Annotated in this window: 17 protein-coding genes and 2 pseudogenes; 13 read left to right on the top strand and 6 right to left on the bottom strand. The window is 68.1% G+C overall.

Going from position 1 to position 17,899, the window contains the following annotated elements:
- Window positions 1-48 precede the first annotated feature (48 nt).
- Window positions 49-657 carry a TetR/AcrR family transcriptional regulator gene (locus KME78_RS33730; RefSeq protein WP_219533470.1) on the top strand — a complete coding sequence of 203 codons (609 nt, stop codon included), beginning with the start codon at window positions 49-51 and terminating at the stop codon, window positions 655-657.
- Here KME78_RS33730 and KME78_RS33725 read toward each other — a convergent pair.
- Window positions 638-2,200: a cytochrome P450 family protein gene (locus KME78_RS33725; RefSeq protein WP_246652558.1), complete on the bottom strand. Its 1,563-nt coding sequence runs from the start codon at window positions 2,198-2,200 to the stop codon at window positions 638-640. The two genes, KME78_RS33730 and KME78_RS33725, sit on opposite strands and share 20 nt — an antisense overlap.
- A gap of 140 nt (window positions 2,201-2,340) precedes the next feature.
- On the opposite strand from KME78_RS33725, the pseudogene KME78_RS68160 reads away from it, so the two are divergent.
- Both KME78_RS68160 and KME78_RS64915 read left to right on the top strand, forming a co-directional pair.
- A pseudogene (locus KME78_RS68160) lies at window positions 2,341-2,679 on the top strand (hypothetical protein); the annotation flags it as partial.
- Window positions 2,680-3,057, top strand: a pseudogene (locus KME78_RS64915) (transposase family protein); the annotation flags it as partial.
- Between the two features lie 438 nt (window positions 3,058-3,495).
- Here KME78_RS64915 and KME78_RS33710 read toward each other — a convergent pair.
- From KME78_RS33710 to KME78_RS33690, 5 genes are all read right to left on the bottom strand, one after another.
- A complete protein-coding gene (locus KME78_RS33710; protein WP_219533467.1) occupies window positions 3,496-5,166 on the bottom strand; it encodes an amidohydrolase in 1,671 nt (556 codons plus the stop codon).
- 4 nt (window positions 5,167-5,170) lie between these two features.
- Complete coding sequence (locus tag KME78_RS33705) at window positions 5,171-6,892, bottom strand: amidohydrolase (RefSeq protein WP_219533466.1); 1,722 nt, start codon at window positions 6,890-6,892, stop codon at window positions 5,171-5,173.
- A 64-nt stretch (window positions 6,893-6,956) separates the two neighbouring features.
- Window positions 6,957-7,886 carry a CobW family GTP-binding protein gene (locus tag KME78_RS33700; RefSeq protein WP_219533465.1) on the bottom strand — a complete coding sequence of 310 codons (930 nt, stop codon included), beginning with the start codon at window positions 7,884-7,886 and terminating at the stop codon, window positions 6,957-6,959.
- A 2-nt stretch (window positions 7,887-7,888) separates the two neighbouring features.
- Window positions 7,889-8,209: a NifU family protein gene (locus KME78_RS33695; RefSeq protein WP_246652574.1), complete on the bottom strand. Its 321-nt coding sequence runs from the start codon at window positions 8,207-8,209 to the stop codon at window positions 7,889-7,891.
- 5 nt (window positions 8,210-8,214) lie between these two features.
- Window positions 8,215-9,180 carry an amidohydrolase family protein gene (locus KME78_RS33690; RefSeq protein WP_219533463.1) on the bottom strand — a complete coding sequence of 322 codons (966 nt, stop codon included), beginning with the start codon at window positions 9,178-9,180 and terminating at the stop codon, window positions 8,215-8,217.
- A gap of 193 nt (window positions 9,181-9,373) precedes the next feature.
- Between KME78_RS33690 and KME78_RS33685 the strand changes: the two genes are divergently transcribed.
- From KME78_RS33685 to KME78_RS33640, 10 genes are all read left to right on the top strand, one after another.
- Window positions 9,374-10,831: a 4-hydroxyphenylacetate 3-hydroxylase family protein gene (locus KME78_RS33685; RefSeq protein WP_219533462.1), complete on the top strand. Its 1,458-nt coding sequence runs from the start codon at window positions 9,374-9,376 to the stop codon at window positions 10,829-10,831.
- 74 nt (window positions 10,832-10,905) lie between these two features.
- Window positions 10,906-11,430 (top strand): flavin reductase family protein, encoded by a 525-nt coding sequence (locus tag KME78_RS33680; RefSeq protein ID WP_219533461.1) that lies wholly within the window; start codon window positions 10,906-10,908, stop codon window positions 11,428-11,430.
- Between the two features lie 43 nt (window positions 11,431-11,473).
- Window positions 11,474-12,028 (top strand): 3-hydroxyanthranilate 3,4-dioxygenase, encoded by a 555-nt coding sequence (locus tag KME78_RS33675; protein WP_219533460.1) that lies wholly within the window; start codon window positions 11,474-11,476, stop codon window positions 12,026-12,028.
- Window positions 12,012-13,058 (top strand): amidohydrolase family protein, encoded by a 1,047-nt coding sequence (locus KME78_RS33670; protein WP_219533459.1) that lies wholly within the window; start codon window positions 12,012-12,014, stop codon window positions 13,056-13,058. The genes KME78_RS33675 and KME78_RS33670 overlap by 17 nt, the downstream gene beginning before the upstream one ends.
- A 186-nt stretch (window positions 13,059-13,244) precedes the next feature.
- Window positions 13,245-13,739, top strand: coding sequence for a RidA family protein (locus KME78_RS33665; protein ID WP_219533458.1), 495 nt, complete (start codon window positions 13,245-13,247; stop codon window positions 13,737-13,739).
- Window positions 13,736-14,545, top strand: coding sequence for a 2-keto-4-pentenoate hydratase (locus tag KME78_RS33660; RefSeq protein WP_246652557.1), 810 nt, complete (start codon window positions 13,736-13,738; stop codon window positions 14,543-14,545). The genes KME78_RS33665 and KME78_RS33660 overlap by 4 nt, the downstream gene beginning before the upstream one ends.
- A 24-nt stretch (window positions 14,546-14,569) precedes the next feature.
- Entirely contained in the window at window positions 14,570-15,349 is a 780-nt protein-coding gene (locus KME78_RS33655) for a 2-keto-4-pentenoate hydratase (protein ID WP_219533457.1), read from the top strand.
- Window positions 15,321-15,566, top strand: coding sequence for a 2-hydroxymuconate tautomerase (gene thmT / locus KME78_RS33650; protein WP_281428936.1), 246 nt, complete (start codon window positions 15,321-15,323; stop codon window positions 15,564-15,566). The genes KME78_RS33655 and thmT overlap by 29 nt, the downstream gene beginning before the upstream one ends.
- Window positions 15,563-17,005 carry an aldehyde dehydrogenase gene (locus KME78_RS33645; RefSeq protein WP_308127232.1) on the top strand — a complete coding sequence of 481 codons (1,443 nt, stop codon included), beginning with the start codon at window positions 15,563-15,565 and terminating at the stop codon, window positions 17,003-17,005. The genes thmT and KME78_RS33645 overlap by 4 nt, the downstream gene beginning before the upstream one ends.
- A gap of 4 nt (window positions 17,006-17,009) precedes the next feature.
- Window positions 17,010-17,777, top strand: a complete 768-nt coding sequence (locus tag KME78_RS33640) for a 2-keto-4-pentenoate hydratase (RefSeq protein WP_219533455.1) — start codon at window positions 17,010-17,012, stop codon at window positions 17,775-17,777.
- Window positions 17,778-17,899 lie beyond the last annotated feature (122 nt).

The following is a 17,899-nucleotide window of genomic DNA, read 5'->3' as shown; positions in this document are numbered from 1 at the left end:
TCCTCCGTCGCGGATAAGTTCGACATGCGGTGAAGTAAGCTGACGCCCGTGAACGACACGGTCGGCGGGCAGGGGCGCCGCGGTCGCTGGCGTACCGGCGCGGCCAACCGGCAGCGGATCATCGAGGCCGCGGCGGCGCGGTTCGGTGCCGACGGATTCCAGCGGGCCACCATCAGGGCGATCGCCGTCGACGCCGGTGTCGACCCCGCGATGATCCACTACTTTTTCGGCGGCAAGCAGGGCCTCTACGAAGCCGTCCTGAACAGGTACAGCCCGCAGCGCGATCCCGTGGGTGAGCTGCTGTCGGAAGGGGTGGAGCACTTCGGGGAAAGACTGGTGCGCCGGTTCCTCGAAGTCACCGAGGGAGGCGACGCCGCGGACGGGGTGGGCGCCCTGACTCGCCTGGCCGTCACCGATCGGGAGCCCGCGGCCAAGCTGCGGGAGTTCATCGAGAACGAGTTCGCCGACTCGCTCGCCAAGCACCTCGACCTGCCGGACGCGCACCTGCGGGCCGGTCTGATCGGCGCCCAGCTCGCCGGCCTGGCCGTGGCCCGCCACCTGTTGGGCCTGGAGCCCTTGGCCTCGATGTCCAGCGAAACGCTCGTCACGCTGATGGCGCCCATCGTCCAGCGCCTGATCAGCGAGCCGCTGGAGTGAACCTGATGGGTAGTTCGGCCAGGCCGCGGAACAGGGTGGCCGTCCCCGGCCGCTGACGCAGTTGCCCGGGCGGCCAGGCCGGCGCCAGGTCGGGGAAGCGGTCCAGCAGACCGCGGAAGGCGATCTCCGCTTCCATTCTGGCCAGCGGGGCGCCGAGGCAGAAATGCAGCCCGTGGCCGAGAGCGACATGGGCGTTGTCCTCGCGCCGGATGTCGAACCGGTCAGGTTCGGGGAACCTCCCGGGATCCCGGTCGGCGGCGGCCAGGGCCACCGTCACCTGGCTGCCCGCCGGGATGGTCACCCCGGCGATCTCGATGTCCTCAATCGCCGTCCGCCCGGTTCCCTGCTCGACGGGGCCGTCGTAGCGCAGCATCTCCTCGATCGCGGAGGGCAGCAGGTCCGGCCGATCGCGCAGCAGGGCGAGCTGGTCAGGGTGGCGCAGGAGCGCCGCCATGCCGTTGCCGATCAGGTTGACCGTCGTCTCATGGCCGGCGACGAGCAGCAGATTCAGCATGCCCACCAGCTCCCGCTCGCTCAGGGCGCCGTCCTCGTCGTCCGCCGCCGCCACCAGCGCGCTGGCCAGGTCGGGCTGCTCATCCCTCGGCACGCCAGGCCGCAACTCCCCGCGCTTGCGCTCGATCAGGGCGGCGAGGTAGCCGTTGATGGCCTCGATGCCCTTCGAACGCCTGGCTCGCAGGTCCTCCTCCAGCGGCAACAGCAACATGGCGGCGGTCCAGGACCTGAAGTCGGCCCGGTCCTGCTCCGGCACGCCGATCAGCTCGCTGATCACCGTGATCGGCAGCGGGTAGGCGAACGCGTCGATCAGGTCCGCGTGTCCCAGCGGTGCCATCCGGTCGAGCAGATCGTCGGTGATGCGCTGCACCCTGGGCCGCAACGCCTCGATGCGACGCGGGGTGAATCCCTTGCTCACCAGGCGGCGCAACCTCGTGTGGTCGGGCGGATCGCTGTTGAGCATGTTCGTTCCGGTCGGCCCCCCATCGGCGGTGACGATGCCCAGCTCACGCAGCCACTGAGGGGCATGACGGGGGTGCTTGGAGATGCGCGGGTCGTTCAGCAGGGCCCTGGCCTCGCCGTACCCGGTGACCATCCAGACCTGACCGCCCAACGGGCCCTCGACGGGACGGACGGGACCCTCCTCTCGCATGCGGGCGTACAGGGGATAGGGGTCGGCCCGCCCCTCCGGGCTGATCAAGGTGGGCTCGGACGGGGCCGGCGGTGGTTGCTCTTGTGCCGTGCGGACCGCGCCGGCCGGGAAGCTCCCGAGCACGCCGACCTTGACCTTGCCCGTCCACTGATCGCCCTCGACGACACCGGTGAAGCGCAGGTTCATCCCCATGACCGCCCTGCGTACCAGCCAGCCCGTCTCGTTGCCGCGCACCGAGCCCTCGTCGATCTCCCAGGACCCCTGCGCACCGGTCATCGTTCCGGTCAGCCGTTCGCCGTCCGAGGTGAAGGTCGCGGAGAAGCTCTGCGCACCTCTCGGCGACTCCGCGGTGAACGCCCACGTGCCGTCGATGCTCATGTCCGGGCTCCCCTCCAAGAAAACTTCATCCGTTGATGAAGAAACATAGGGGATCAGGACTATTACTTCAACAAGTAATGAAGTAATAGGCTCTTCTCGGCTGAAGGACGGGAGGCGCGCCTGAATCAGCCCCCTGGGGCATGGTTCGATGCCGGTACCTCGGCGAGGACGAGGGGCGCACCGAGCCAGTACACGCGGCATCGGTCAGTCCTGTACGGTCGAAGGCGGTTCAGTGGAGTTCAGCGGCCGTCTGTGCCACCTGCTGCCAGGAGGTCCGCCGCACCGCACCCGATCGGATCATCTCCACCGTCGATCCCGAGGCCCGCCACATCCACAAGAGCGGTCAGCAACGTGACGGCGGCTACAAGGCCCACCTGGCCGTTGAACCGGAGACCGGACTTTTCACCGCCATTGCGCTGCGCCTCGGCGCCGGAGCCGACCATCACGAAGCCGTCGTCGCCCGTGACCTGCTCGCCCACCTGGACCAGGTGTTACGCGCGGCCAAGCGCGCCGGCTACCCCTACCTGGGGCTGGACGGCACGCTGATCCCCATCGGCCGGGTGGCCGCCGACCGGCCCTACTACTCCGGCAAACACTAGAAGCACGGCATGAACATCCAGGTCCTGTCCACCCCCGACGGCACCCCCTTGTGGACCTCCGGCTCCCTGCCCGGCTCGGTGCACGACCTCAAAGCAGCCCGGATCTGGGGCATCCTCCGCCACCTGCAAGCCGCCGACCTGATCACCCTTGCCGACAAGGGCTACGTCGGCGCTGGTGACCACGTGTGCGTGCCCTACAAGGGCCACAACAAGCCCGCCTCACAGAAGGCCGCCAACGCGGCCCACGCCAAGCTCCGGGCCCGACCGTGTCAGGGGACGCATCGTCGTCCTGCCATGATGCCCTCTCGCGTCGGTGAAATTGAACCCGGCATGGTTGCCTCCTCTCCGGATCCGGTGTCGCGGTTGTTGCCAGCCCCGCATGGTCGAGCAGCCAGAAGGGGCGGGCGCTGCGGCGGGCGTGCTGTTTGTGCTGGACGCCTGCCAGTTCATCGGGTAACTGCCCGTCGACGTCGAGGAGATCGGCTGCGACATGCTGTCGGCGACCGGCCCGCAAGTTCCTGCGCGGGCCCCGCGGCACCGGCTTCCTGAACGTTGCCGACCGGCTCATCGAGCGCCTGGAGCCCCCTTCTCGGCCTGAACCGACGTGGACAGCCCTCATAGTGTCTTGGCCGACTCAGAGTCGTTGGTCGGCGCGTGCTGCTGGATTTCGTCGCGCTCGGGGCCACTCGGACGGCCTTACTCACGCGTCACTGTTCCCAGCAGGCCTTCCGGGTCATGGACCGGAAGGCCGCCAACCAGGGTGGCGGCAGGCGCGAGTTCTGGAAGATCATCAACTGGGCACTCGATGAGATCGGTGCGGAAGGCGACGAGGTCGGCGAGTCGGCCCTGTTCGATGGTTCCCAGGTTCGCGGACTCGCCGAGCAGGGCGGCGCCGGCGGCAGTGTAAAGCCTCAGGGCGTCGTAGCGGCTCACCACGTGTTCAGGGCCCTGAACACCCGCTGTACGCGTGCCCCGGGTAACCAGACCCCAGATGGACAGCAGGGGATCGAAGAAGCTGACGTTGCAGTCGCTGCCCGCCGCGACCATGGCCCCTTCGTCGAGCCACGCGCGAACCGGCATCACCTCGCGGGTGCGCTGCTCGCCCCAGTAGCGCAGGAGGTTGCCACCGAGCGAGAACAGGAGCGGGTGCTGAACGGTAATGCCGATGCCGGCCCGAACCGCCCGCGCCCTCTGATCCGCGTTCACGAGGAAGGCGTGTTCGATGACCAGTGATCCAGGGGGCGTCTGCGGACGCCGCCGCAGGACCCGTTCGTAGGTCCCCAGCACCCGCTCGACGGCGGCGTCACCGACGGCGTGGCAGCCGACCTTCCAGCCCCGGGAGACCGCGCGGTCCACCAGTCTCTCGAAGTCGCCCGGCTCCCAGAACGCGTGTCCGTGGTAGGCGGGGTTGTTCGCATACGGCTCGCAGAGATGGGCGCCCTCGACACCGCCGTCCATCATGAACTTGAAGCCCCAGATCTTGAGCAGATCGTCTCCGTAGCCGCTGCGCACGGCCCACGAGTCGATGAACGCGAGCTTCTCCTCGACGCTCGCGTCGGGCATGATCCAGAACATCACCCGGCTGCGGGTCGTCAGGCGGCCTTGCTCCCACAGCCGCTGATAGACCTCCATCTCATCGACGAGGAGGCCGGGATCACGGACCACCCCTATGCCGCGGGCGTTGTACTCGGCGCACTGCCGGGCAAGCAATTCGACTTGCCGTTCAGGGGCGAGCTGAGGAAGCAGCCGTCGTACCGGCTCCACGGCTCCCGGTTCGATGAGCAACCCGGTCGGGACCCCGTTCGCGTCACGGACGACCGTTCCCCGCTCGGGGTCGGGGACGTCCCGTCCGAAGCCCGCCAAGGCCAGGGCACGCGAGTTCACCACCATGACGTGGCCGCCGCGCTGGACGCAGATCGGGTGTTCGGTGGAGGCGGCATCGAGCTCACTGGCCGTGGGCAGACGCTCCTCCTTGAGGTGTGTCTCATGCCAGCAACGCGACGACACGACCCACTCTCCGGGTGGCGTCACAGCGGCGCGAAGCCGGAGCCGCTCGACGACGTCGGCGATGTCGCGGGCGCTCTCGAGGGATACGTGGTCGAGGTCGCGTGAGGCCCAGAGTTGGTGGTTGTGGGTGTCGTTGAAGGCCGGGAACACGACGAGCCCGGGGTCGTCCACGACCTCCGTGCGTGTTCCCTGGAGCGAGTCGAGACCGTCGGGGCTCGACGAGGTCGCGATGATGCGGCCGTCGCGAATGGCGACGGCTCGATGGATCCGCCCGGGGTCGGTCATCGAATACGCCTTGCCCACCCGGAGCAGTGTGTCGGCGGGGCCCCGCTCGGCGACGGGGAGGGGTGATTCTTCCATGTGCTCAGGTCCTCACGTACTCGTGAACGGTGCGACCGCCGACCACGGTCTCCAGCACCTTCAGGTCAAGGAATTCGTCGTCCGGCACGGTCAGCGGATCGCCGGACAGCACGACGAGATCTGCCAGCTTTCCCTTCTCGATCGATCCCTTGCGGTGATCCTCGAAGGTGGCGTACGCGTTGTTCGTCGTCCACATGCGCAGCGCCTGCTCGCGGCTGATCGTCTCCTCCGGCATGAGCGTGCCGGCGAGCGTGTCCTGGGAGAACGAGGTCCACATGCCGAGCAGCGGGCGATCCCGGTCGTAGCCGACCGCCGGGCAGTCGGTGCCACCGGTGACGACCAGCCCGGCATTCATCCAGGTCCGAATGGGCTGTGCCCATTCACGGACAGTCCGGTCACGAGGAGCGAGCCCGTCGGGTGCCTCGGCCAGCCGTACGGCCTCCATCATCTCGTGCATCTCCAGCGACCGGCCCGCGGCGAAGTAGGACAGCAGGGGATTGGCCGCGATGATGACGCCGAGGCGCCGCAGCCGCCGGTGGTGCTCGGGATTGATGAGGCCGAAGGCGTGCTCGTAGCTCCACCGCCGTGCGTCGAGGGGCGTCTGCGCATGTGCCTCCTCCATGGCCCCGAGGATGACCTCGATGTCATCGCGGAGGTCACCCGGCGTGCCGTGGATGGCGAACCGCCAACCCATCTGGTTGCCCTCGATGATCAGCCTGCGCAGCTTCTCGGGCTGCATTGTCCAGTATCCGTAGTTCTGCGCGACGATCTTGAGCCCGCCGACCCGTAGCCAGTCGTCGCCGAACCCTTGCTTGGGACCGAAGTACAGCCGCAGCGCTTCGCTGATCTCCTGCGTGGTGAGGTACTGGACGGGCAGTCCGAGCACCAGGTCGGTGCGGACCGTGGCTTCGCCTCGCCGGGACAGTTCGGCGTAGGCGTCGATCTCGTTCGGCGCCACCCCCATGTCGCGGGTCCCGGTGATGCCTGCCGCGTTGAAGAGCGCCATCTGAGCCTTGATCGCGCGGATGTTCGTCTCAAGGTCGAAGGACAGCAGGTCCCACATCTTCACCGGCTGGCCGAGGCGCTGCCACCATTGTCGGCGGGCGAGGTCGCCGGCGCCCACGATGAGGTGGCCGGTGGGCACGCCGTGCTCGTCACGGACGATGTGCCCTTCGGAGATGTCCGGATCGGCCCCGGGGTCCGGAGTCTCCGGGGTGATTCCCGCCAGTTCGAGCGCCAGCGTGTTCACGATGATGTTACGGCCGCCGTCGGCGATATAGACAGGATTGTCCGGAGCGACGGCGTCCAGGTCATGCCGAGTAGGGAAGCGCCCCTCGACGATCCCACCGCGATACAGGCACGAAGTGGTGATCCACTCGCCGGGCCGGGCACTGTGTGCCGCGGTCGCTATCTCGGCCTTGACCTCCTCGATCGACCGGCAGAGGGAGATGTTCACCTTGACGCCCGCCGCCGCGGTGTCGAGGCCGGCCATCAACTGATGGGTGTGGTTGTCCACCAGCCCCGGGATCACGCTGCCGCCGCGCAGGTCGATCATGCGGGTGGAAGCGCCGGCCAGGCGCTTGACCTTCTCGTCGGATCCCACCGCGACGATGGTGCCGTCCACGACGGCGACCGCCTCGGCCATCCGCGACGCGCGATCCAACGTGATCACGTTGCCGTTGTGGAGCACCAGGTCGGCGACGATCCGGTCCTGCTCGATGAGCACAGGTGTCCTCCTTGCGATGGGTCGGTTGTGATGAGGGGGGCGAGGCGGGTGGACCGCACCTCGGCTAGATCGCTCCGGAACGCCGCAGCCCGTCCTCGATGTCCGCCGAATCGAGATCGCCGCCGAGCACGACGATCAGCGCACCGGCATCGCCGAGGCGCAGTCGCGCGGCCGGAGGGGCCTGGGTGAGGTCCTGCCGGGCTCCGACGCCGTTGAACACGAAAGCTCGCGGATCCCCGTCGAAGCGGACCAGCGCCTTGACGCGCAAGGCGCGCCCGGCCAGCGTCTCTACCCAGGTGAGGAATCGCTGGTGGTCCACGGGCCGGTGGAGAGTGAGCGAGGCTACGCTCACCTCGCCGGTGTGGTGCTCGACGTCACGACGAGGCCGGAGGACGTCGTGCCGCCCGGTGCCGAGGAGCATGCCGACCGGAAGGCCGGCATGGCTGGCCGTCACCGAGGCGGCGTGGCGATTGAGGGTGCGCAGGCGCTCTCGCAGCAATGTCAGGGTCGCCGCGTCGACGAGGTCCGCCTTGTTCAGCACCAGCAGGTCGGCGCCCGTGAGCTGCTGGTAGGCCACGGTCGCGTTGGCCAGGCCCGCGTCGAAGTTCGCGGAGTCGACAAGCGTTATCACGCAGTCCAATACGAGGTCGCACGCGAAGTGACCGTGTACCAGGACGTCCACGACGCCGAGGGGATCTGCGAGACCGCTGGTCTCCACGATGATGCCGTCGAGGGCGGCCCCGTCGCGAGCGATCTGCGCGAGCGTCATCGCGAGATTCCCCTGATTGACGCAGCACAGACACCCGTTGGCCAGTTCCGTGACCGGTCCGGCCCGTCTGTCGATGAGTGAGCCGTCGATGCCGAGTTCGCCGAACTCGTTGACCACGACGGCGAGGCGGAGCCCGTGTCCTTCGGTGAGGATGTGGTTGATCAGGGTGGTCTTCCCACTGCCGAGGAATCCGGTGACCACGGTGACCGGCAGGCGCCGCCTCATCGTCACGCCTCGGCTGCGGATGCCGGCCAGGCGGGGATTCCCGTCCGGTGTCCGGCCATGTCGTCGGCCAGCCGTCGTTCGGCCTCTTCGGAGATCCGGCTACCCTGCGCGTGCACGGAGGTGATCCCTTCGATCTGAAGCAGAGCCGGACGCACCGTCGCCGCCATCGTCACCGGCCGGTAGGGGCAGCCGGTGCACATGCCGGTGAACTGCACGTGCACCTCGCCCTCGTCGGACACCCGGGACAGCTCGATCCCGCCCGCGTGCATGCGGAGGTACTTCGACACCTGCCGGACCCGATCGTCGAGCGCGCCCTGATCCATCGAGCTCACGTCCCCGTCGCGGCCAGCTGCCGCTGCTTGGCGGGGACGTCGATGCCGAGCAGCCGGGCCATGTTGCCCCCAAGGATCATGCGCTTGTCCTCATGGGTGATCTGCGGGTAGCCGTAGCCGTCGCGCAGATCGTCGGGGATCTGCAATTCCATGAAATTCTTCAGGAAGGGGGCGGGCGGTCCGGTCATGGCGGCCTCAGACCCCCAGATGAGCTTGTGCGGCCCGACATACTGCAGCAGCTTGCCTATCTGCTTCTGCACCTCTCGCGGGGCCACGCGTAGGTAGTTGAGGACGCCCGACAGCGCCAGATAGACGTTCGGGAAACGCGACGCGATCGACACGGCCTCGTCGAAGTACGGGAGCGCGAGATGGTGGATGAGGAAGTTCATGTCGCGGAACTCGCGTGCCGGCGCCTGGAGGTCGATCGGGCGGAGAAGTTCGACGTCCCATTCGCCGAACGGCAGACCCTTGTGGAACTGCAGCATGTCGATGCCGAGCTCGTGTGCCTTCCGGTACAGCGGGTATGCGAGATCGCGGTCGTCGCACCGCCACGACCTGTCGACGTGGCCGTTGTAGAACTTGAACGAGCGAGCACCCAGCTCCCTGACCTGGTACTCCATCTGCTTGAGGGCGCCGTCGACGCCGTGGTACAGCGGGTCGACCGCGCCGCACAGAATCGCGCGATCGGGGTATGCGGAGACGAAGTCGTACTGCGCCTGGAGCGGGGCGAGACTGTTGGGCATCCAGTCCCAGACAGGGACCGCGTGGGCCATGGCCATGTCCACGGGCGACTCGCGGAATACGACGTCGTACATGTCCTCGGTGCCGACGCGGAGAGGCCAGTCGGCACCCTGGCCAAGCCGGCTGGGGACCGGGTAACGCAGCGGTTCCATGGCCGCGCTCCAGCCCTGTACGAGCGGTGCCGTATCGGGCCGTTCGTGCAGGAGATTGTCGTCAGACATGTCATAGACATGAATGACTCCGTCGAAAACGAAGATGTCGCCGATCACGATGCCGCCTCCCGGAGGACACTCACAACTGGATGCGGTCCAACGTTCCATGGGCCTCTGGCCTGGGACAATGCCTCTGCGGATATCGGACAACGGCTGCGTGTGAAGGCTAGTGGGCGGTGATCCGGCGCTGGACACTGCACCCATGTTGAAGACCGGCAAAGAGCATCTCGACAGTCTCCGCGACGGCCGCGTGGTATTCGTCGGCAAGGAACGCATCGACGACGTGACCACCCATCCGGCCTTCCGCCGCGCCGCGCAGACGATCGCCGACCTCTACGACCTCAAAGCCGATCCCGCCCACCGCGACGTCATGACCTACGTCGACGACGACGGGGTTCGCGCCAGTGCCTACTTCATGAGAGCGCGGACGAGCGAGCAGCTCGCGCAGCGGTCCGCGGCACACAAGAAGATCGCGGACATGAGCCATGGCCTGCTCGGCCGCGCACCCGACTACATCGCCAGCTTCGTCACCGGGATGTCCATCTGTCCCGAGGTGTTCGGCGACCGCGCCGACAACGTCACGGCGTACTGGCGCTACATGCGCGACAACGACGTCTACGCCGCGCACGCCATTGTCGCGCCGCAGGCCGCCCGCGACCCCGCCTACTACGAGCGCGAGAACCGCCCCATCCCCACCCTGCGCGTGATCAGTGAGGACGACGATGGAGTCGTCGTGCACGGGATGAAGATGCTGGCGACGGGTGCGATTCTCGCCAACGACATCTTCATCGGCAACATCCTCCCGCTGGCCCCCGAGAACAAAGCGGAGTCGATCACGCTCGTCGTCCGGTGTAACGCGCCGGGAGTGTCGCTGTGGTCGCGCAAACCGCTCGAACCAACGGCGACCTCGGAATTCGACAGTCCTCTCACGTGGCGGTTCGACGAGACCGACGCGATGGTGATGTTCGACCACGTGAAGGTGCCCTGGGAGCAGGTGTTCGTGCACAACGATGTGGCGCTCTCTCGCGAGCTCTACTTCCGCACACCGGCACATGTGTACGGCAACCACCACTCGAATGTCCGCTTCCTCGCCAAGCTGCAGTTGATCATCGGACTTGCGAGCCGGGTCACGGAGTCCACCGGGGCGGCCCAGGTCCCTGCCGTACGCGAGACGCTCGGCCGCATGGCCTCCCAGGAAGCGTTGCTGAGCGGGCTGATCGACGGGCAGATGTGGGCTGCCGAATCCTGGGGGGAGTATGTCGCCTTCAACCGCAGATCCATGTACGCCGCGCTGAACTGGTGCGTCGAGGAGTACTCCCCGCTGATCGACACGCTGCGGGAGCTCTGCGGAGGAGGGGTGCTTCAGATGCCGGCCGACGCCTCGGTCCTGGAAGATCCCGAACTGTCGGAGGTCTTCCGCGAGTTCTGGCACACCCCCCAACTGGACGCCGTGAACCGGATGAAACTCCTCAAGCTCGCCTGGGACATGGTCGGGTCGGAATTCGCCGGCCGGCATCTTCAGTACGAGAAGTTCTACCCGGGCGCCAGGTTCATCGTCCGCGGGCACAACTACCGCGAGGCGCCGTGGGATGAGTTCCACCGCGTCGTCGACGAGCTCATGGGCTCCTACACCTACCCCGCCGCGGTGGTCCGCGGCTGAATTACGCCTCCGGCGCGTCCCTGATCACCTTTGGCCAGGGGTCAGGGCTCACCAGGTGACGAGAGGAATAGATCATGTCGGCAACCGTCGCCCCGGACGTGTTCCGTGAGGCCATGAGCCGCCTGGCCGGTGCTGTCAATGTCATCGCCACCGGGTTCTCCGACGATGACTCGTCGGGGCCACGAGGCATGACCGCCACAGCAGTGTGCTCGCTCTGCGCCGAGCCTCCGAGTCTCATCGCGTGCCTGCATCGTGACGCGGGAACGGCGGTGCTGGCGCTCCGGCTCGGGGTCTTCTCCGTCAACGTACTGACCGAGCAGCATCTGGAGCTGGCGCGGACCTTCGCCGGCGCGGAGCGCTTCGGTGCCGACCGTTTCACGGTGGGTACCTGGGAACGCGGGCGCTTGGGCGTGCCCGTGCTCGCTGACGCGCTGGTCTCCTTCGAGTGCCGCGTGGCGCAGGCGTACACGCACGGCACCCACACCGTGCTGATCGGTGGGATCGAGATAGTCCGGGCGGCGTCCACCGACGAGCCGCTTGTCTTCCACGCCCGGCGGTTCGTGGGCCTCGGTGCGGATCTGGAGCGTCGATCCGCGTGACCGCCCGGCAACGCACACGCGTCATCACATGAGGAGATCGCCCATGAACAAACGGCTGATTCAGGATCCGATCCACCTGGTCGAGCTGATGGGGGCGGACGGCGGCGCCTTCGCGGGAGCCCTCGCCGCCCGCTCTCTCTATCCCGACTCTGACTTCGAAGCGATAACAGTGCGCGGGCCCAACCGGCGCAACGACTTTCACACGGAACCCTACGACGAGTTCTTTCTGCAACTGCGTGGCGCCATCCAGGTCGACACCCGGGAGCAAGGGATAGGCCTGCGCAGGCACATTGTGCGCGAGGGAGAAGCGTTCCTGGTGCCCGGCGGCGTTCCGCATTCGCCGCACCGACCGGCCGGCACGCTCGGTCTCGTCGTGGAGATCCGGCGACGGCCGGGGGATGTGGAGACGGCCGAGTGGTGGTGCGACAGCTGTGACTCCCTGGTCGAGCGGGTCGAGATGGAGTCCACAGAGATGATCTCCTCGCTCGGGCCGCTGCTGGAGGCGTTCAACGCCAGTGAGCAGCGACGGACCTGCCGTAATTGCGCCGCCGTGGTGCCGGTACCTGAGGAGTTCGTCCTTGATGTCGACGCCGGGTGACGGCGGCGTGAGCGGCGAACGGGTGGAGCGGCGAAGCTCCGGGAAGATCGACTGCCATACGCACACGTTGCCCCGGCGATGGCTCGACCTGGCCGAGCGCCTTGGGGACGACCGCTGGCCCGCACGACGTCGGATCGACGCCTGCAGCGCCGAGATCTTCGTCGGGGGCCGTCACTTCCGTACGGTGCCGCAGACCTGCTGGGACGTGGCCGCGCGGCTCGAACAGATGGACTCCGCCGGCGTGGCAGTGCAGTGGTTGTCCACGACCCCGGTGATGTTCAGCTACTGGGCCGACCCTCGGCGAGGCGCCGAGATGGCCGCGCACGTCAACGACGGCATCGCCGAGATGGTCCGGGAGGCACCGGAGCGTTTCGTCGGCCTGGCCACCCTGCCGCTCGCGAGCACTGACCTGGCGCTGCGCGAACTGGAGCGCGCCGTCACCGAGCTGGGTCTTCAAGGAGTCGAGATCGGGACCAACATCGCCGGGCTCGAACTCGACGACGACTCGCTGGCACCCGTGTTCGACGCCGTCGCCGACCTGGGTGTACCGATCCTCGTCCATCCCTGGGACGTACGCGGGGCCGATCGTCTCGGCCGGTACAACGCGATGTACACGGTCGGGATGCCGACCGAGACCGCCTACGCGGCGACGGCGCTACTGCTCGGCGGAGTCCTGGAGCGCCTGCCAGAACTGCGGATCTTGCTCGCTCACGGCGGGGGCGCCCTGGCCGGACTGCTGCCCCGCATTGATCGCGGGTGGGAGACATGGCCGGACCGGCGCGGCACCGGCAGCCGGCGGCCGGCCGAGCTGGCCCGGTCGCTCTGGGCCGACTCGATGGTGGGCGACGGAACCAATCTGCGGCTTGTCGCCGAGCGATTGGGATGGGACCGGATCGTGCTCGGCAGCGACTATCCCTTCCCCTTCGGGGAGCGAGCCGCAGGCGGGATGGTGGAGCGGGCGGCTCTGGACACGGCACGGCGCGAGGGTGTTCTGTCGGCCAACGCGCGTGCTCTGCTGGGTGTCGCCTGACATGCGCACGGCCATTCACGAGTCCCAGTCTTGGAAGCGCGGCTGCGGGCGCCAAGCGCAACGAGCATCCGCCGCGGGGATCGGCCAGTGCGTGCGGAGCACGGATAGTGGCGCCCTGCGGACGCCCATAGCGTGCCGCCATTACCTATCGCCCATGCGTGGGCGTCCCAGACGGGAAGAGACGACATGGACAGTATGACGACCTCGACGGCGAGCGACATAGCCGCCATCGATCAGATTGAGGCCCGCCTGCACGACCTAGGCCTCCAACTCCCCCCGCCGCGTGAGCGCATGGGCAACTTCCTCGGCGCCGTCCGTACCGGCGACCTCCTCTTCCTCTCCGGTCAGGGCACCGACCGCTATCAGGGCAAGGTGGGCCGTGACCTGGACCTGGACGACGCGTATGCCGCCGCGCGGGACTGCGCGCTCTACCTGCTCGGGTTGGTCAAGGCTGAGTTGGGTGGCCTCGATCGGGTGTGTCGTGTCGTCAAGCTCCTCGGTTTCGTCAACTGCGTCGAGGGTTACGAGCAGACGCCCCTGGTGGTGAACGGCGCCAGCGACCTGCTCGTCGAGCTGTACGGCGAGGCCGGGCGTCACGCGCGCACCGCAGTGGGCGTCGCGGCATTGCCCCGGAATTTCGCGGTGGAAATCGAGATGGTGGTGCAGGTGAGCGATCGATGAAGGCGTCGACGGCCGGACGGATGCTCGACGGGGAGCAGGTACGGGAGGCGGCCGACCGCCTCATGGGTGCGGAGCGGATCGGCAAGCCGATCGGCCAACTGTCCCAGGCGCATCCCGGGATGACCGTGGACGACGCCTACGCGGTGCAGCGTGAGGGGATCCGGCGCCGGATGGACGCCGGCGCGGTCGTGCGCGGCTACAAGATCGGCCTGACGTCCGTGGCCATGCAGCGCATGATGGGTGTCGACGAACCCGACTACGGTCACCTGCTCGACGACATGTTCGTGCTGGAGACGGTCCCAGTGCGGACCGGCGAGCTGCTACAGCCGCGCGTAGAGCCGGAGCTGGCGTTCGTCCTCGGCCATGACCTGCCTGAAGGCCGGGTCACGGTCGCCGACGTGCTGCGGTGCACCGACTTCGTCCTGCCGTGCCTGGAGATCATCGACAGCCGGTACGACGCCTGGCGCATCACCTTGCCCGACACCGTCGCCGACAACGCCTCATCCGCCAGGGTCGTCCTCGGTGGCGTACCCCGTTCCCTGCGCGGGCTCGATCTCGCCGCTTTGGGGGTGGTGCTCCGCGTCAATGGCCAGATCGTGGAGAGCGGGGCCTCCGGGGCGGTCCTCGGCAATCCGGTCAACGCCGTGGCCTGGCTGGCCAACGCCCTGGCCGGTCATGACGTGCGCCTCAAGACGGGCGACGTGGTCCTGTCCGGTTCGGCGACGCGGGCGGTGGACGTGCACCCTGGCGATCACGTCGAGGCCGTCGCTGAGGACCTCGGCGCCGTACGCACCCGATTCATCTGACACCGCATCTGAGAGGACATCACCGTGACCGATATCGAGGCACTCGCCGACTTCCTCCATACGGCCGCTCGGCAGGTGACCGAGGTCGACCCATGGAACCACGGCGCTGCCGGATTCGATCTCGCGACCGCCTACCAGGTACAGGACGCCGTGGTGGCGCGCCGGGTGGCGGAGGGGGAACGGATCGTCGGCGCCAAGCTTGGCCTCACATCGCGAGCGAAGCAGCAGGCCATGGGCGTGCACGAGCCGCTCTACGCCTGGCTGACGGACGCGATGAACCACCCCGCCGAGAAGCCCCTGCAACTGGATGGCTTCATCCATCCGCGCGTCGAGCCCGAGATCGCCTTCGTGATGGCACAACCGCTGAAAGGCCCGGGAGTTGGCGTCCTGGATGTGCTGGCCGCCACCGGGGCGGTCGCCGGCGCACTGGAGATCATCGACAGCCGTTACCGGGACTTCCGCTTCACTCTCCCCGACGCCGTCGCCGACAACGCCTCCTCTGCGGCCTTCGTCCTCGGCCCGCTCCAGCATCCGGCCGACTTCGACCTTTCGCTGGTGGGCTGCGTCCTGGAGGTCGACGGGCAGGCGATCGACTCCGCCGCGGGCGCCGCGCTGCTGGGCCACCCCGCCGAAGCTGTCGCCGCGCTGGCCAACGACCTGGGGCGGCGGGGCATCTCCCTGGAGCCGGGCTGGGTGATCCTGGCCGGTGGGCTGACGGCACCGGTGGCGCTGTCGCCCGCGACCTCGGTGGTCGCCCGCTTCTCCCGGCTGGGCACTGTCCGGCTGCTATGCGACATCAACTGACAAAAGGAATCCGCTCATGCCTCTGATCCAAGTGACGATGCAGGAGGGGCGTAGCCCCGAACAGAAACGAGCGCTGCTCGCCGCGATCACCTCCGCCGTGCACGACAGCATCGGTGTGCCGGTCGAAGCGGTGCGGGTGTGGGTCGTCGAGGTGTCGCCGGACGCGTTCATGGCCGGCGGGGTGCTGGCGGCCGACCGGCAGAAGGCGCGGCCGTGAGCGAGCTGCCGACCATCGCGCACCACATCGACGGTGTGGCCGTCGCCTCAGCTGATCAGGCCACCTTCGACAGCGTCGATCCCACGACGCGGCGACCGTGGGCGCGGGTCGCGCTCGGTTCCACGGCCGACGTCAACGCCGCCGTGAGCGCCGCGCGGCGCGCTTTCGACGACGGGCCATGGTCCCGCGCGACCCCGGCCGAGCGTGGCGAGGTCCTGCACTCCTTCGCCGATCTGCTGATCTCCCATGCGGAAGAGCTCGCGCTGCTCGACACTCTCGACATGGGCCGTCCGCTTGCCCAGACCCGCGATCGAGATGTGGCACGGGGCGCCGCCAACCTGCGCTTCTTCGCCGACGACGCGAGGCTGGCCATGGACGAGTCGATGCCTGGGCACGCGCGTCATCACGTCTACACGCGCTACGAGCCGACAGGAGTCGTGGCGGCCATCGCACCGTGGAACTTCCCGCTCATGCAGGAGACGTGGAAGATCGCTCCGGCGCTGGCCTACGGCAACACCGTGGTGCTCAAACCGGCCGAGCAGAGTCCCGCGTCGGCGACGCGGCTGGCCGAGCTGGCGGCGGAGGCCGGCCTGCCGCGCGGTGTCTTCAACGTGGTGCAGGGCTTCGGCGCCGGAGGCGCCGGCGAGGCATTGGTCGCGCATCCGCAGGTCGATCTCATCACCTTCACCGGCGAGACCCGCACCGGGGAGTCGATCATGCGGAGTGCCGCCCGCGGGGTCCGGGCGGTGAGCCTCGAACTCGGCGGGAAGGGTGCCTCCATCGTCTTCGAGGACGCCGCCCTCGAGCAGGCCGTCGCCGTCGTGGCGGACGCGGCGTTCTCCAATGCGGGACAGGTCTGCCTGGCCGGTACCCGGCTGCTGGTTCACCGGTCCGTCTACGCCGAGGTGGTCGCCCGGCTCGTGTCGGCGGCGGAGACGATGCGTCTGGGCGACCCGCGCGACAGCGGCACGCAGATCGGCCCATTGTCCTCCGAAGGGCACCACGCCAAGGTCACCGGCTGTCTCGACGCCGCCATCGGCGAGGGAGCCACCAAGCTCACCGGTGGCGAGCGGCATGGCTGGTGGGTGGCCCCGACGGTCCTGGACGGCGTGAAGTCGTCGATGCGCATCTGCCGCGAAGAGGTCTTCGGCCCCGTGGTGACGGTCCAGTCCTTCGACACCGACCAGGAGGCGGTACGTCTGGCGAACGACACCGACTACGGCCTGTCGGCCATGGTCTTCACGACCGACCTCGGAAGGGCGCACCGGATCTCGGGTCGCCTGCGAGCGGGAAACGTCTGGGTCAACTGTTTCTGGGTGCGCGACCTGCGCTCGCCCTTCGGCGGCCGGGGTCATTCGGGAATCGGCCGCGAGGGCGGTCGGCACTCACGGGAATTCTTCACCGAGGCCAAGAGCATCGTCATGGACATCGGGGCGTGAGATCATGGATTTCGACAGCGACGAACTCGCCGCCCGCATCGTGCGGGCTCGTGCCGAGCGGCGCCCGCTGCGCCCCCTGACTGATGAGGGCACCCTGTCGATGGAGCAGGCGTATGCCGTGCAAGAAGGCGTCACACGGCTGCGGCTCGCGTCCGGACAGCGGATCATCGGTTGGAAACTGGGATACACCTCGCTGGCGATGCGCGAGCAGATGGGGGTGTCGGAGATGAACGCGGGCCCGCTGACCGACGCCATGAGCCTGCACGACGGGGCCACCGTACCGGCGACGCTCTTGCAGCCGCTGGTCGAACCGGAGATCGCGCTGATCCTCGGTCGAACCATGCCAGTGAACGCAGGCCTGGCCGATGTGCTAGCCGCGACTGAGCGGGCATATGCCTGTCTAGAGGTGGTCGACCCGATCTGGCAGGATCGCCGATTCCGGATCGAGGACAACACCGCCGATGGCTCATCCGCGGCAGGTTTCGTTCTCGGTGCTCCCCTCGATCTCGCTGACCTTCCGTCCATCGCCGTGACGATGTCCCACAACGGGGAAATCACGGGTCACGCCACCGGGGCCGCGGCCGGCGGTCACCCGGCCGCGGGCGTCGCGTGGCTCGCAGGGTTGCTGGCCGGTCGCGGGGAAGCTCTACGGCCTGGCGACATCGTCCTCACCGGCGGCCTGACCCGCGCCATCCCCCTTGAACCGGGAGATGAGATCGCCGCGACCTTCGACGAAGGCGCCAGGGCGGTGCGGGTGAGCGTACGCCGGTAGGCGCACTCTGCGCACCGGCTGACTGGGGCGGGCAGGATCCGCGCCGGCGTCGCCCCACAAGAACGTCTGCTGCCCCTATGCCGACGTTCCTCGATCATCTGCTGGGGTCCTCAGCTGAGATC

The sequence above is a fragment of the Nonomuraea guangzhouensis genome, assembly GCF_019396345.1.
In the GTDB taxonomy this organism is placed as follows: Bacteria; Actinomycetota; Actinomycetes; order Streptosporangiales; family Streptosporangiaceae; genus Nonomuraea; species Nonomuraea guangzhouensis.
Note: the sequence above shows the minus strand (reverse complement) of the source record. Positions and strands in the feature narration are given on the sequence as shown.

Coding starts and splice junctions, on each gene's coding strand:
- KME78_RS33725 (WP_246652558.1), bottom strand. CDS start 2,200: ATGAGCATCGACGGCACGTGGGCGTTCACCGCGGAGTCGCCGAGAGGT.
- KME78_RS33710 (WP_219533467.1), bottom strand. CDS start 5,166: ATGGAAGAATCACCCCTCCCCGTCGCCGAGCGGGGCCCCGCCGACACA.
- KME78_RS33700 (WP_219533465.1), bottom strand. CDS start 7,886: ATGAGGCGGCGCCTGCCGGTCACCGTGGTCACCGGATTCCTCGGCAGT.
- KME78_RS33695 (WP_246652574.1), bottom strand. CDS start 8,209: ATGGATCAGGGCGCGCTCGACGATCGGGTCCGGCAGGTGTCGAAGTAC.
- KME78_RS33690 (WP_219533463.1), bottom strand. CDS start 9,180: ATGTCTGACGACAATCTCCTGCACGAACGGCCCGATACGGCACCGCTC.
- KME78_RS33685 (WP_219533462.1), top strand. CDS start 9,374: ATGTTGAAGACCGGCAAAGAGCATCTCGACAGTCTCCGCGACGGCCGC.
- KME78_RS33680 (WP_219533461.1), top strand. CDS start 10,906: ATGTCGGCAACCGTCGCCCCGGACGTGTTCCGTGAGGCCATGAGCCGC.
- KME78_RS33675 (WP_219533460.1), top strand. CDS start 11,474: ATGAACAAACGGCTGATTCAGGATCCGATCCACCTGGTCGAGCTGATG.
- KME78_RS33670 (WP_219533459.1), top strand. CDS start 12,012: ATGTCGACGCCGGGTGACGGCGGCGTGAGCGGCGAACGGGTGGAGCGG.
- KME78_RS33665 (WP_219533458.1), top strand. CDS start 13,245: ATGGACAGTATGACGACCTCGACGGCGAGCGACATAGCCGCCATCGAT.
- KME78_RS33660 (WP_246652557.1), top strand. CDS start 13,736: ATGAAGGCGTCGACGGCCGGACGGATGCTCGACGGGGAGCAGGTACGG.
- KME78_RS33640 (WP_219533455.1), top strand. CDS start 17,010: ATGGATTTCGACAGCGACGAACTCGCCGCCCGCATCGTGCGGGCTCGT.